11 protein-coding genes and 1 tRNA gene are annotated in these 13,666 nt (G+C 62.2%); 5 read left to right on the top strand and 7 right to left on the bottom strand.

Annotated features, from left to right (window positions below; all coding sequences use genetic code 11):
• Nucleotides 1-169: 169 nt before the first annotated feature.
• Nucleotides 170-243 (bottom strand) — tRNA-Pro (locus V4529_01180).
• 130 nt (nt 244-373) lie between these two features.
• Between V4529_01180 and V4529_01175 the strand changes: the two genes are divergently transcribed.
• On the top strand, nt 374-1,429 hold the full coding sequence (locus tag V4529_01175) for a hypothetical protein (protein ID MES2356931.1): 1,056 nt from the start codon (nt 374-376) through the stop codon (nt 1,427-1,429).
• Nucleotides 1,426-2,832 (top strand): MBOAT family O-acyltransferase, encoded by a 1,407-nt coding sequence (locus V4529_01170; protein ID MES2356930.1) that lies wholly within the window; start codon nt 1,426-1,428, stop codon nt 2,830-2,832. Before V4529_01175 ends, V4529_01170 begins: the two co-directional genes overlap by 4 nt.
• A 20-nt stretch (nt 2,833-2,852) precedes the next feature.
• Here the strand turns inward: V4529_01170 and V4529_01165 are convergent, their stop codons facing one another.
• Both V4529_01165 and V4529_01160 read right to left on the bottom strand, forming a co-directional pair.
• A complete protein-coding gene (locus tag V4529_01165) occupies nt 2,853-3,650 on the bottom strand; it encodes a chlorite dismutase family protein (GenBank protein ID MES2356929.1) in 798 nt (265 codons plus the stop codon).
• A gap of 22 nt (nt 3,651-3,672) precedes the next feature.
• The gene (locus V4529_01160) at nt 3,673-5,184 is read right to left on the bottom strand and encodes a DUF4173 domain-containing protein (protein MES2356928.1); all 1,512 of its coding nucleotides are present in this window, start codon (nt 5,182-5,184) and stop codon (nt 3,673-3,675) included.
• A 331-nt stretch (nt 5,185-5,515) separates the two neighbouring features.
• Here V4529_01160 and V4529_01155 point away from each other — a divergent pair, with 331 nt between their 5' ends.
• Nucleotides 5,516-7,426, top strand: coding sequence for a potassium transporter Kup (locus tag V4529_01155; GenBank protein ID MES2356927.1), 1,911 nt, complete (start codon nt 5,516-5,518; stop codon nt 7,424-7,426).
• 53 nt (nt 7,427-7,479) lie between these two features.
• On the opposite strand, the gene V4529_01150 is transcribed toward V4529_01155, so the two are convergent.
• Both V4529_01150 and V4529_01145 read right to left on the bottom strand, forming a co-directional pair.
• Nucleotides 7,480-7,893, bottom strand: a complete 414-nt coding sequence (locus tag V4529_01150) for a copper chaperone PCu(A)C (GenBank protein ID MES2356926.1) — start codon at nt 7,891-7,893, stop codon at nt 7,480-7,482.
• Nucleotides 7,894-7,922: 29 nt separating this feature from the next.
• Nucleotides 7,923-8,465 (bottom strand): SCO family protein, encoded by a 543-nt coding sequence (locus V4529_01145; protein MES2356925.1) that lies wholly within the window; start codon nt 8,463-8,465, stop codon nt 7,923-7,925.
• Between the two features lie 99 nt (nt 8,466-8,564).
• Here V4529_01145 and V4529_01140 point away from each other — a divergent pair, with 99 nt between their 5' ends.
• Together V4529_01140 and V4529_01135 are read left to right on the top strand one after the other, a co-directional pair.
• Nucleotides 8,565-9,938 carry an NAD(P)/FAD-dependent oxidoreductase gene (locus V4529_01140; GenBank protein ID MES2356924.1) on the top strand — a complete coding sequence of 458 codons (1,374 nt, stop codon included), beginning with the start codon at nt 8,565-8,567 and terminating at the stop codon, nt 9,936-9,938.
• A 9-nt stretch (nt 9,939-9,947) separates the two neighbouring features.
• Nucleotides 9,948-10,421 carry a surface-adhesin E family protein gene (locus V4529_01135; GenBank protein ID MES2356923.1) on the top strand — a complete coding sequence of 158 codons (474 nt, stop codon included), beginning with the start codon at nt 9,948-9,950 and terminating at the stop codon, nt 10,419-10,421.
• A gap of 57 nt (nt 10,422-10,478) precedes the next feature.
• Here the strand turns inward: V4529_01135 and V4529_01130 are convergent, their stop codons facing one another.
• Together V4529_01130 and V4529_01125 are read right to left on the bottom strand one after the other, a co-directional pair.
• Nucleotides 10,479-11,894: a nitrate/sulfonate/bicarbonate ABC transporter ATP-binding protein gene (locus V4529_01130; protein ID MES2356922.1), complete on the bottom strand. Its 1,416-nt coding sequence runs from the start codon at nt 11,892-11,894 to the stop codon at nt 10,479-10,481.
• A 10-nt stretch (nt 11,895-11,904) separates the two neighbouring features.
• On the bottom strand, nt 11,905-13,644 hold the full coding sequence (locus V4529_01125; protein ID MES2356921.1) for an ABC transporter permease subunit: 1,740 nt from the start codon (nt 13,642-13,644) through the stop codon (nt 11,905-11,907).
• Nucleotides 13,645-13,666 lie beyond the last annotated feature (22 nt).

Raw genomic sequence — 13,666 nt, 5'->3', positions numbered from 1 at the left:
AAAAGGTCGAGGAGGAAGCTAGCGTCCCAATCTGACAGGAAGGTTACAGCAGGGGGCGGACGATCCCGTGTGGTCCGTGGCATGGGATGGCGCATAGTCACCAAAGCCCCCCTGAAAACGAAAACGGCAGCCTAGGCTGCCGCAAATCGTTTATCAGCAATGTCTTTAATCGGGATGACAGGATTTGAACCTGCGACCCCCTGAACCCCATTCAGGTGCGCTACCGGGCTGCGCCACATCCCGTTTCCGGCTCTCATCCGCCAGATAACGAACCCGAAAGTTACCGCACGACCGACCTCGGCACAACAGCGGCGTAAGATGTTGTCGCAATTGCTGTTACAGCGGCCAGCCGTTTTTGCCGAAGCTTGGGGGAATGAGATTTCTCTGGGCATTTTTGGGATGGATCGGACTGTTCACCGGCGTTCTGCTCAGTGCACTGGCGGTCGTCAACCCTCGCCGGGAGTTCTCAGGAACTCGCTTCCCCGCCCTCCAGCTGAATACGCGTCAGTTAAAGGGCGATCTCTTCGATTCCAGTCTGGCCCACGAGCCGCCGTCCGGCGTGATCATCGGCTCCAGCCGCTCGATGAATCTTCCGACCGACGAATTCACGTCCGTCACGGGCGAGCGCTTCTTCAACTTTGGCGTCTTCAATGCGACGATCGAGGATGATCTCGCGATCACGCGCTACGTGCTCGCGAAAGCACCGAACCTACGCAACCTCGTCGTGGGAATCGACCCGCAGTCGTTCGACGCGCACATCGGACCACTCCCTGAGCTGACACACAACGCGCGCCTCTCGACGGCGCTGAGCGGTTCAGTGGACAGTAAGATCAAACGCGCGATCGTCGTTGCGCGAGCGTACCGCGACGCGCTCACGGTCTCATATCTCGCCGACGTCATCAAGTCAGTGCGGAACGCCGCGCATCCCCCCGAACCGGCGTACTCGTTCAGCGCCGAAGGGATCCTGCAATACCCCAAGGCCGATCGCGAGCGCAGGGCGGGCACGTACAACTGGCAGCAACACTACGCCGGCTGCGCCGCCGTGCAGCAGAACGAATTCGCGACCTACGACAACCTGGCCGCCTCCAAGCGCGCGATGCTGGACTCGCTGATATCGGAGGCGACTGCCAGAGGAGTGCACATCGTTCTCTGGATACCGCCGTTCAACCCCGCACTCGCCGATTCGCTTCGCGGCAAGCCGGCGATCAGCGCGAACTATGAACGGGTGGTCGCCTATCTCCGTTCTCGCGCGAGACCGCCCCTGGTCACCATGACCGACGAGGACGGCACGACGAACCTCCCAAGCCGCACGGGCTGGTACGACTGCATGCACTTCGATAGTACAAACGCGGTCGCGGTCGCTCACTCACTTGCGACGGCAGTGCGGGATGCAGGCACCGGCAGCACCGAAACGGTGGCCGCAAGATGATCTTCAATTCAAACGTATTCCTGTTCGCGTTCCTGCCAGTCGTCTTCGGGCTGTTCTGGCTCTCGAAAGGGAAACAACAGCGCTACGTCCTGCTCGCGATCGCCGGCTACGTCTTCTACGGCTACTGGGACTGGCGCTTCTGCATCCTGCTCGCCTTCTCGAGCATCGTGAGCTTCGTCACCGGACTTGCAATCGATGGTACTGAATCGCGAAGCCGCAAACGCGCCTGGCTGATCGGTGCGGTGAGCGTCGATCTCACACTCCTCGGCTTCTTCAAATATTACAATTTCGTCGCCGCGAATCTTGGAATCGCGCTCGACTGGCTAAACGTACGCGCGCAACCGGCTGCGCTGCACATCGTCCTTCCAATCGGAATCAGCTTCTACACGTTCCACACGATCTCGTACGTCGTCGACGTCGCGAACGGACGCGTCAAGGCGACACGCAACATCGCGGAGTATTTCACCTACGTCAGTCTGTTCTCGCAGCTCGTCGCGGGACCGATCGTCCGCTATCGCCAGATCGAGGCTGACCTCGAACAGATCGACGGACCGCCGCGCAGCGACTGGATCGCGATCGGAATCGGGTTCTTCGTCGTTGGACTGATCAAGAAGGTGATCATCGCCGATCACATCGGCGCCGGCATCGATCCCCTGCTCGCGTCCTACGCGAATGGCTCGATCCACGCACTCACGTTCGGCGAGGCGTGGATCGCGGCCCTGGGCTACACCTGCCAGCTGTATTTCGATTTCAGCGGATATTCCGACATGGCCGTGGGACTCGGCTATCTGTTCTCACTCAGGATTCCGCAGAACTTCGACGCACCGTACCGCTCGCTCGGCATTCAGGATTTCTGGAGACGATGGCACATCAGTCTCTCCATGTGGTTGCGCGATTACCTGTACATCGGACTCGGGGGCAATCGCAAGGGCAAGCGACGCACCTATGTCAATGTGATGATCGTCATGCTGCTCGGCGGACTCTGGCACGGAGCAGGCTGGACGTTTGTGATATGGGGCGGATACCACGGTGTGTTGCTCATCATCGACCGGTGGTTCCATCCCGTGTTCAAGCGATATCCGCCGATCGTCTATCGCGCCCAGACCTTCGCGCTAGTGGTCATCGGATGGGTGTTCTTCCGCGCAACGTCGTTGCGCATGGCCGCAGGCTGGCTCAGGAGCATGTTGGCCGTGGGACTGTCGCGTGACGTCTCGCTGCCTGCCACGCCGATGGTTCTCGGATGGATCGGCGTCGCGTTGCTTGCGATCGCGTTCCTGCCCGAGACGTGGAACTTCAAATTCGGAACTACACGACGATGGGCCGGCGTCTACGCCGCCGGCTTTCTCGTCGCGTACCTATTCATGAATGGCACGAACTCGCCATTCCTCTACTATCAGTTCTAACCGGACGTGCGAGGGCGGCGTTATCCGCCCAGCACCTCGGCGAGCGCGCCGACCTTGCCTACATAGAACGGCCCGAACTCCGCGTACTCCGCACTCGCGACGTCGAAGCGCATGTCCGATACGATCTTCTTGAAGTCGAGCGGATCGCCGGCAAACAGCGTCACTCCCCACTCCCACGCGTCGAACCCGATCGCTCCGGTGATGACTTGCTGCACGCGACCGGCGTAACGCCGTCCGCTCAGTCCGTGCTCGTGCATCAACCGGCTTCGCTCCGCGATCGGGAGCGAATACCAGTTCTGACCGACGTCTCTGCGCTTGGACATCGGATAGAACGACACGTACGGCATCGTATCGGGACGCTGCGGATGGAGCCGCCGCTGGACATACGGGTTGGTTCGCTCGGTTTCCGCCTTTGCCTTGACTGCGGCAACGTAGTCGGCATCACCAACCGTTCCGCCGCGCGCGATCGCCTCGTCGGCGATCCTGGCCGTCATGTGGTAGAGACCGGCCTCCGTGACACTCAAGAATGAGTAGGTCGGGACAAGCCGGCGCATCCACGGTTGCCGAGCCAGCTCGCGCTGGACATCGCCGATCGCGTCGAGCGTCGGCCGGCAGTGGATGAACATCACATCCGACGTCGAGCCGATGAGCGCAACCGCTTCGCTCCATCCCTGGCCCCGTTCCTTCGTGGGTCCGAAGACGTCGCTCTCTGCGGTGCCGGCGGGCGTGTTCCGCTCCCGGTCGATTCGATATATCTGGTGCAGAACGTACCACCCCTCGAGTGTTTCGGGTGGCTGTTCGGCTATCTGGTCTGGCATCTGAACTCCTCCAGACCGAAAGCTATAACGACGGCGGAATATTCGCGGGATGGGTGATCACGACGAAGCTGCGTGCTCTCTCCCGTCGCAGATTCCACTCGTACCAGGCTTTCGTGCCGTGCAGCTCGGATCTGCGCGCATATTCCCGCGCGAGGGCCAGCGAAAGCTGCGCGCGCTCAGGCTCCGTCACGCCCGGAAGCGCCTGGACCAGAGCGGGATACGCATCCAGTGAAAGACCGCGAGTGAGGTATTGAACGTCGAGCTTGCCGGTATGTGAATACCGATCGAGGTTCGCCTGGGCAACCCACTCGTCACCATTCCAGAAGACGAGAAATGTCAATGTCGCGAGCGCGACCGTCATTATCTGCCGCGAAAGTGCGCGCACGTCGAACTTGCGCCACACGTGCCACGCCAGGACGAACAGAATCGCGAGTGCCAGCAGCATGTACGCCTGCACGTACACGCGCGTCGTGGTGTAGCCGTACGCGTCCTCGTAGAGCATGATGCGATGGAACGCAGAGATAAGGATGCAGGCGACGGCTGCGAGGAGTGCCAGTGAGGGCCATGTGATCGCGTTCCGCGTCTGACTATCGTGCACGGCTCTCACGTTGTCGTGCGCTGCAATTATGAGGAGCGCGGCTATCGTCGCGGCCACTGTAAGCTCACCGAATCCGCGGTGCGCGTACTCCGCGAACGTCACGCCAGAGCCGGCGACCGCGGGTGACGCGCCGAAGAGGTAACTGAGCTGCAACAGCACGAACAACCACGACACCGTCGCCGCAGCAGCGAGCACGATGCGCCGCTCCGTCAATCCAATCCGCTCGACGCCGGTCGACGACAGCAGTGGCGCGGATGCGGAAGACGAGCGTACCGCGCGTGTCGCCGCGTATGCTCCCAGTACGAACAACCCGAGCAACAGTCCGAACACGATGCGTGGCATGTCACCCCAGTTGCTGAACACGCCGTAAATGGCGTCACGGCCTCGTGCAAGAACGGGATCCGCGCTCGCGAACAGCAGCATCAGCACGAGCACGACCGGCGCCGCGATCACAGCGCCACGCAGTGCAGGCCGCTCATGCGCCGAGCCGATCGAATCGAAGGTTTCTGCAACCGATGAGATCGCGCCGCGTACAGTGCGCGCGAGCGCGCGAACGGGAGCCGTTATTATCTCGAGGGGGCCATAATCCAGTGCAGTCCCGTGTTCGCTCGCCAGCACCACTGCGAGCGCCATGAGTGACGCTACTATGGCGACTATAGCGACGCGCAGGATCGGCGTCGTCGTTACCGCGGCCCCTGCGGCAAGAATGACGGCAAAGCCGAGTGGCGTTGCGATTACGCGAAGAGTCTGCCGGTCCGGTCGGCGATAGACCAGGAGGCCTGCGATCGCAGCGACGACCCAGATGGCCCAGTTAATTCCGGGAAGTGCGTCGAACAGGAGGATGGCGCCTAATGCTCCGGCGATCGCGGCGAGGGTCCAGAGAAGTCCGATTCGCATGATGAGTGTGATGGGTGACCGCCCGATTGCGTGCGCCATGAGTCGACGACCGGCCGCGGTCGATGCCGGCCATATTCCGGAATTCTAGCAGAGTCCACGATTCAGTCAAGTACTTTATGCCATAAAGGTAAGTGAATTGACACACGGGGGCACCTCTCAGTGCCGAAACTGAGTAGGTTGCACCCGATTCACGCGGAACGGCCAATCGGCCGGCCGCTTGCTATATGTTTCTCCGGTTGCGCTGGCGGTTGCCAGGGCAGCTACGGCCGGCAGAGTACCCGGCTTCCTTTTAGTTAGTTATGCACTCTCCGCTCACGCGAGCACTATCCATATTCAGTGACCGATGGCTGGCCGTGAGGATCACGGCCTAGTGTCGGCCCCGGCAATCTCGGAACGGCCACCTGTAGAAGAGCCGACCGGTCGCAGACTCGGCAAGCTTTCGCTGCTCGCACTCGGCGTCGTCTTCGGCGACATCGGTACGAGTCCGCTGTATGCGTTCCGCGAGTCGTTCCGTGCGGAATACGGGCTCGCACGGACGCCGGACAACGTTTACGGCGTGGTGTCGCTCATATTGTGGGCGCTCATCCTCACGGTGAGCATCAAGTACATCGTCTTCATCATGCGCGCCGACAATCGCGGTGAAGGCGGAATCCTTGCCCTCCTCGCGCTGATCCTGCAGCAGCGCGACCGATTATCCAAACGATGGCGCGTCATTCTCGTCATGACGGGGCTGATCGGTGCTGCCCTGCTCTACGGCGACGGCGTGATCACACCCGCGATCACCGTGCTGAGCGCCGTCGAGGGACTCGAAGTAGTCACGCCGACGCTCAGCCATCTCGTCGTCCCGCTCTCGGTAGTCATCCTCGTTCTGCTGTTCCTGGTCCAGAGACACGGGACCGCCAATATCGGATGGGTGTTTGGCCCGGTGATGCTGCTCTGGTTCGGCACGATCGGTGTGCTTGGCGCCTACTCGATCATGCAGCACCCGCACATTCTCCTCGCGATAAGTCCGATGTACGGTGTGCAGCTATTTCTGAACGACGGACGTACCGCGTTCCTCCTGCTCGGCGCGGTCGTGCTCGCTGTCACCGGGACGGAAGCGCTGTACGCCGACATGGGGCACTTTGGGCGGCGTTCGATCCGTATCGCATGGTTCGCGCTGGTGCTTCCGTCTCTGGCGCTCAACTATTTCGGCCAGGGCGCCATCGTACTGGAGAACCCGCCGAGCGTGGAAAATCCATTCTTCGCACTCGCACCGCACGCGATGCTCTATCCGCTGATCGCGCTCGCGACCATCGCCGCCGTCATCGCATCGCAGGCGCTCATCACGGGTGCGTTCTCGCTCACGCATCAGTGCGTGCAACTCGGATACAGCCCGCGTTTCAACGTCATCCACACGTCCGGCGAGGAAGCGGGTCAGATCTACGTGCCGGAAGTGAACAACGCGCTCATGATCGGTTGCGTGATCATGGTGCTGGGCTTCGGGTCGTCTGCGGCACTCAGTGCGGCGTACGGCATCGCCGTGACGGGCACGATGGTGATCACCACGCTGTTGTTCACTCAGCTCGCACAGATGAAGTGGAACTGGAAGCCTTGGCAGTACATCTCGTTTGCCGCCTTCTTCCTGATCATCGATCTCGGGTTCGCAGCTTCGAACATGGTCAAGATCGAATCGGGTGGCTGGGTACCGCTCGCCATCGCAGGCGCGATCTTCACGCTGATGACGACGTGGCATTCCGGTCGCAGGATCACGCGCACGCTGCTGCGTAACGCGAGCCTCCCGCTCGATGCGCTATTGAAGAGTCTGGCAGAGACGCACGTCGTGCGTGTCCCGGGCACAGCGGTCTTCATGACCGCCGACTCGAGCGGTGCACCGATGGTGCTGTTGCATCATCTCAAGCACAACAAGGTGCTGCACGAAGAGGTGATTCTGCTCACGATACAGGTGAAGGAGATACCTGAGGTGAACGACGCCGAGCGAATGACGGTGACCAAGCTTCCACTCGGGTTCTGGCGCGTGGTTGCACAGTACGGGTTCATGGAAGCGCCGGATGCACAACGGCTGCTTGCATCCGCTCGCGCATTCGGGGTGCGTGCGCAGCGCATGGAGACGACCTACTATCTCGGCCGCGAACAGCTGCTTCCGATTGGAAGCACGAAGCTGGCCCGATGGCGCAAGAAGCTGTATGCATTCATGGCGCGAAATTCACTGCCAGCTACGGCCTTCTTTGGCCTTCCGCCGAATCGGGTGGTGGAGCTCGGCGCGCAGCTGGAGATCTGACGCACGCGCCCGACGTAGCGCTCGATGCGTCGGGAATTCACTCAGGAATCAACTCAGCTCTTCACTCTCGCGGACGTGGAAACGACGGCGCCGTTAGAGAGATGCATCACGATTCGCACCATCGAACCCGGTACGAGTGCGTGCGTTGCGCCGATCAGCATCAGATGATAGCCGCCAGGACGCATCGTTACGCTGTGATTCGGCGCGACGGCGAGTGAATCGAGCATCGCCATGTGCATCTCGCCCGCGACGTCGGACGATTGGTGCAGCTCGACCGTGGCTGCGTCGTCGGATGAGAAGCGCGATACCCAGACCGTATCCGCAGTGCCGTTGACGAATCGGATGTAACCCGCCGTCGTCGAGCCTGAGTCCGGCGTGGCGCGGACCCATGCGTCATGAAGCTCGAAAGTCGTCGCCGACAACGGTGCGTCGCGATGGCATGCGGCGAGTCCGGCGAGCGTGGACATCAATGTGAGCGTTCGCAAAACCGACGCCCTCATGCGCCGCGCAGCAGCTGACGAATGTCGGATACCATGTCGCTCGTCGACATTCCGAAAGAGTATAGAAGGCGGAGATTGCCGCTCTTGTCCACCACGAATGTCTGCGACGGATGGGTCACCGAGTAGCCGCCGGCGGATGTGGATTCCTCTCGTGATGAATTTACGTGGAAGGAATGCTCGATTCCGGCGAGTGTCGCTGAATCGGCTGTTGCGCCGATGAATTCCGGATCGAAGCGTGACACGAAATGTTGCAATGTGACAGGATCGTCGCGATCGGGATCGACCGAGATAAAGACAAAACGAACGCGCGATGCATCGCGGCCGAGCCCTTCCTTGACGCGCTTCCAGTCGGAGAGCGTCGTCGGGCAGACGTCAGGGCAGTGCGTGTAGCCAAAGTACAGCAGCACGACGGAGCCGTGCTGGTCTGCGAGCGAGAATTTGGCGCCGTTGGCCCGTTGCAGCACGACCGACGGCGCGGCTTCGGGCGGCTCGTAGGCAGTGCCGTGAAACGACGCAGGCCTGCAGCCGGCAGCGAGCATGACGAAACAGCTCGCCGCAAGCAGGGCCGCGGCATTCCTTGACAGTGATCCGGGTACAAAACGTTGCATATGCGAATTGCCGTGTATAATTCAGTCCGAATGGATCAGGCTGACGTGGTCGACGCGATAATAATCGGAGCGGGTGCGGCTGGCCTCGCCGCGGCAAAGGAGCTGCGCGCAAACGGGCGTAGCGTCATCGTCCTGGAGGCGCGCGGCCGCGTCGGTGGCCGAATCTTCACATACCGCGACCCTTCAGTGGTAGTTCCGATCGAGCTTGGTGCCGAATTTTTACACGGCGCCACTCCCAACACTGATACGATAATCGACGCCGCAGGGTTGACAGCATTCGATGTGGTGGGCGAGCACTGGCAAGCGCGCGAAGGAACTTTCAGGCAGGTCGATTTCTGGAAGCGGATAGAAAAGGTGCTCGGGAAGCTGGACGAGCACCGTACGCCGGACCGGAGCTTCAGGGATTACCTGGCGGAACGAGCGGCGCGGAAGCGCAAGCCAAAAGACGCGCGTGCGCGGATCAGTGCGATCGAATTCGTGCAGGGATTTCACGCTGCCGACATATCACTCGTGAGCGAGCGCTGGCTTGCCAAGGGTGGTGACCCTGCCGCGAGCCCCGAGGATGAACGGACGGGGCGCGTGGTGGATGGTTACGACCGTGTGTCGGCGTGGCTCGCGCGCGACGTCTACGACGCGATCGAGCTCAATACCGTGGTGACGAGAGTCGAGTGGAAGCGCGGAAAGGTCGTCGTGAGCTGCCAGAACGCCGCGGGCGAGCTCCGCGCGGTGTCGGGACGGACGGTGATAGTCACGGTGCCCATCGGTGTGCTGCAGGCCGTGGCACCGGCGCCGGGCGCGATCACGTTCGAGCCCGAAATTCCGGCGGTGACGGGGGCGGTGGATGGTCTCGCAATGGGTAGCGTGCTCCGAACGGTTTTCGCGTTTCGTGAACGCTTCTGGGAAATGGGGCTACGAAACGCCCCCGCGCACGGCGGGAGCGGGCTTATGTCACTCAGCTTCCTGCACAGTCCGGGGGCTGATTTTCCCGTCTGGTGGACCCAGTTTCCGGTGCGCGCCCCGATTCTCGTAGGGTGGGTCGGCGGTCCGCCGGCGGCGGCCCTGTGCGCCATGCCGGACGCGGAAATCGAGCGAATCGCGCTGCACGATCTGGCGGCACACCTCGGTACGACTTATGAGCGGCTGGCCGGTCTGGTGACCGCAAGCTGGATGCATAACTGGGAGCACGATCCGTTCTCGCGCGGGGCCTACAGCTACGCGGTGGTCGGCGGCAGCGGATCAGCGAGGAAGCTTTCAAGACCCATCGAACAGACAGTATTCTTCTCTGGAGAGGCCACGAACACGGAAGGTCGCAGCGGCACTGTCGAAGGCGCGCTGGCCACCGGATTGCGAGCGGCACAAGGAGTGCTCCAAGCTTTGGGGCAAGAACCCATTCCAAACCAGTGAGGTCAGTTGGTGCATAGCAAACTCATTCCGGCGCTGCTCGCCGTGGCAGTATTGGCCGTTTCTGCCGGCGCCCAGAAGGCGCCGCGACACACGACGGCGAAGACCAGGACCAGCAGCTCGGGGCCATCCGGCGCATGGCGCAGCGTCTATAACGACGCCACGGTAAGAGTCGCGCTCGACACAACCCAGACCAAGCGCGCGCCCGACGGCACGTATCGCGTGCGACTCCGTTGGCAGTACGCGACGAACCAGATGATCGGAAGCAAGCACGCCTACCGCACGATGGTCGATCGTAAGATGATCGACTGCACTACGCAGGGAATAAAGCCCGTTTCGGCGCAAACATATGACGTCAACGGGAAGCCGGTCGCCGGCTACGATACGCCGGATTCGCAGCTGGTGCAGATCGATTGGGCCAAACGGCCGCCGGGAAGCAGCGCCGGCAAGGCTTACGCGGCGGTTTGTGGGGCTATAAGGAAGTAGGCACACGGGATCGTCGTCCCTGCGGTCGCGGGGACGACGCCATCCGGGAAATCCCCTCTAGTTCTCGTCCCCGTCCACCGACCAGGTCGCGGAGCCGCCTGCGGTCATCGCTTCACGCAGTGCATCGGCCGCTCCGACGCCGGTCTCCGGGTCCAGCCGCAGCTCGCCGCTTGCATCGTCGTACGAGAACAACTCGGCGTATCGACCCCAGTCGACGACCGTCTCGAACTGACGACGTGCCTCGCCACCGGAGAAAGCTTCTTCCAGCTCCTCCATGAGGCGGTCCGAGTCGAGCGTGCCTGACGGAGACGCGTCCAGTTCGCGCACTATGTGTCGCAGCAGCGACACGTGAGCCAGGGCATAACGCCGGAACATCGCCTTCTCGATGTCGAGATCGGCGTCGGCAAACTCGATTCCCGGTTGTGTGATGACGACTGCGCGATCCTGGAGGTCGGCAAAGCCAAGCAGGTCGGTGGCTTCGACGATGGCGAGCACGTCGTCGCTGCGGAGCTGAAGATCGCGCGCGAGATCGTGCACGTTCGCACGGCCGCCCATCGTCGAGAGGTACTGCACGAATCCTGTGAGATCGTCGATCCCGACGTCGGGCAGCACCTGATAGCGGCGCGGACGCTCCGCCCGTGTGGGAGTACTCGGGCGGCCGACGAGCTTCGATGCGTCCTCACCCGGGTTTGTCATCACGCGATAGATCGCGTCGACGAGATGCTGCCTCGCTGGACCGTGATGCGCTCGCTCGTGCGCCGGTAGTCCCGGCAGCTCGATCCGGATGTGCCCCGGGTTCGCGCCGAACACGAGAATGCGATCGGCGAGCGTCACTGCTTCCTCGATGTTGTGCGTGACGAGCAGCACCGCCTTGGTGGGCATCGAGCGAGAGCTCCACAGCTCCTGCAGCTCGGCGCGCAGCGTCTCACCGGTCAACACGTCAAGAGCGGAAAACGGCTCGTCCATGAAAAGCACTTCCGGCTGGACCACCAGTGCGCGCGCGAAACCGACGCGCTGCTTCATGCCGCCGGAAAGCTCTTTCGGAAACGCTTCCTCATAACCGTCGAGTCCGATGAGGTCGATCGCGGCAATCGCGCGTTCCCGGCGTTGGTCGGACGGAACCCCAGCCGCGAGCAGACCGAGCTCCACGTTCTGCAGAACGGTGAGCCATGGAAACAACGCAAAACTCTGGAACACGATCGCGACGTTCGGATTGATTCCGGTGAGATCCTCGCCGTGGGACAGCACGCGCCCCGAAGACGGCGGCATCAGTCCCGACAGCAAACGCAGCAACGTCGATTTGCCGGATCCCGACGGGCCGAGCAGCGCGACGAATTCGCCAGCGTGCAACGCAACGCTGACGTGATCCAGCACGGGTGTGCGGTCGTCGCCGTAATACTTGTCCACCGCGCGTGCTTCGAGTATTACCGCGCCGCGCTCGTTCGCCGGTGGTGCAGATATGGCCGTTGTCATGCTGCTTGCCTCATTCCAGACGATAACGCGATTGTGCGATGCGATACAACCTGCGCCACACGAGTCTATTCCCGAGTATCACGACCGCCGCCATCACGAGCGTGGACGCCAGAAGTAGCGGAAAGTTCTGCGCGTCGGCGGCTTCCGCGATCAACGCGCCCAACCCGACGGTGCTTATCTTGTGGCCCGCGAATATCACGTACTCGGAAACGATGCTCGCATTCCACGCGCCGCCGGTCGCGGTGATCAACCCTGTGACCAGGTACGGAAAGATCGCCGGTATGATCAGCAGCTTCCATCGACGCCAGCCCGTGAGCCCGTATACACCAGCCGCTTCCTTGAGATCGGACGGGATCGCCATTGCTCCGGCAATCACGTTGAACAGAACATACCACTGTGTACCCAGCACCATCAGGGCGATGGCGGCAATGTTGAGGCCGCCCGGAAGTGACAGCAGTATGAGCAGAAGAACGGAGAACAGTGCAGTTGCGGGGATCGACGCGATGACCTGCACCACCGGCTGCAACCTGCGCGACCATTTGGGGCTCATCCCGACGGCGACACCGAATGGCACCGTCCACGCCGTCGCGATGATCAACGCTGCGAGCGTGCGACCGAACGTCGCGAGTGTGGCGACGAGTATCGTCCACCATGTTCTTCCGGTCAGACCCGACACCGCGTGGAACGCGGCGAAACCACCCCAGATGACGATCGCTACCGCCGCCAGTCCGAGGAGCAATCCCGCGAGCACACGCATCCATCGCGGAACTATCGGAATGGAGCGCTTGCGCGGCTCACGGGGCCGATCCAGCGACTTCTCTATCGGAGCTACTGTATGATCGTGCAGCCACGCCACGAGCGAGGAGTTGCGCAGCAAGTCCAGCATCCACGATTCCGAAGCGTCACCGCCGGACTGCTCGAACTTGAACTTGTCCGACCACGCAACCAGCGGGCGCCAGAGTATCTGATCCAGCAGTACGATAACCGTAACGAGGGCGACGATTCCCCATATTATCGCGCGCGTGTCGCGCGCTTCCGAGGCTGCGGCGAGATACGAGCCCAGACCCGGGAGACGGAGGTTGTTGCTGCCGAGCACGAATTGCTCCGACGCCATGAGGAAGAACCAGCCTCCCGCCCAGCTCATCATGCTGTTCTGGATCAGCGCGATTGCGCCGAACGGCAGCTCCAGCCGCGTAAAACGGCGCCAGAGTCCCAGTCGGTACACGTCGGCGGCCTCGTTGAGCTCGCGGGGAATCGTCGTGAGCGACTGATGGAAACTGAAGGCGAGGTTCCACGCCTGGCTGGTGAAGATGAGCAGAATCGCGGCGAGTTCGAGCCCCAGCGTGCGGCCCGGGAAAGCGGCAGCGAGTCCAAGCACGACACCTGGCATGAACGACAGAATCGGAATGCTCTGGAGTATGTCCAGCACCGGGAGCATGATGCGTTCGGCGGTCCTGCTCGCGGCCGCGGCGCGCGCATAGACGAGGCTGAATACGAGCGACACCACATACGCCACGGCCATGCGCAACGTGGACAGGCCCGCGTACATCGGGAGCAGCGCGATCGACGTATCGATTCGCACGTTCGGCGAGAGTGGCGAGCTCCAGCGCGCCGCCGCGCGCGCGATCCCGAACGCGATGGCTGCCACGAACAGCACCAGCAGCAGGTCCAGCCACCAGGGGGTTGGACGCACCCCGCCCCGCCGATCGGCTGCGTTCGCCTGCGTGGGAATGGGTAGGGGCTGAAGCATGGGGGCTCTGGTGGAGCGGGAG

Source organism: Gemmatimonadota bacterium, assembly GCA_040388625.1.
Lineage (GTDB): Bacteria > Gemmatimonadota > Gemmatimonadetes > Gemmatimonadales > Gemmatimonadaceae > Fen-1247.
The sequence above is the reverse complement of the archived record's forward strand: the minus strand, read 5'-3'. Positions and strand labels throughout refer to the sequence as shown.

Bases quoted from the DNA above. Each gene is read 5' to 3' on its own strand.
- V4529_01175 (MES2356931.1), top strand. From the start codon at position 374: ATGAGATTTCTCTGGGCATTTTTGGGATGGATCGGACTGTTCACCGGC.
- V4529_01170 (MES2356930.1), top strand. From the start codon at position 1,426: ATGATCTTCAATTCAAACGTATTCCTGTTCGCGTTCCTGCCAGTCGTC.
- V4529_01165 (MES2356929.1), bottom strand. From the start codon at position 3,650: ATGCCAGACCAGATAGCCGAACAGCCACCCGAAACACTCGAGGGGTGG.
- V4529_01160 (MES2356928.1), bottom strand. From the start codon at position 5,184: ATGGCGCACGCAATCGGGCGGTCACCCATCACACTCATCATGCGAATC.
- V4529_01150 (MES2356926.1), bottom strand. From the start codon at position 7,893: ATGTCCACGCTCGCCGGACTCGCCGCATGCCATCGCGACGCACCGTTG.
- V4529_01145 (MES2356925.1), bottom strand. From the start codon at position 8,465: ATGCTCGCTGCCGGCTGCAGGCCTGCGTCGTTTCACGGCACTGCCTAC.
- V4529_01140 (MES2356924.1), top strand. From the start codon at position 8,565: ATGGATCAGGCTGACGTGGTCGACGCGATAATAATCGGAGCGGGTGCG.
- V4529_01130 (MES2356922.1), bottom strand. From the start codon at position 11,894: ATGACAACGGCCATATCTGCACCACCGGCGAACGAGCGCGGCGCGGTA.
- V4529_01125 (MES2356921.1), bottom strand. From the start codon at position 13,644: ATGCTTCAGCCCCTACCCATTCCCACGCAGGCGAACGCAGCCGATCGG.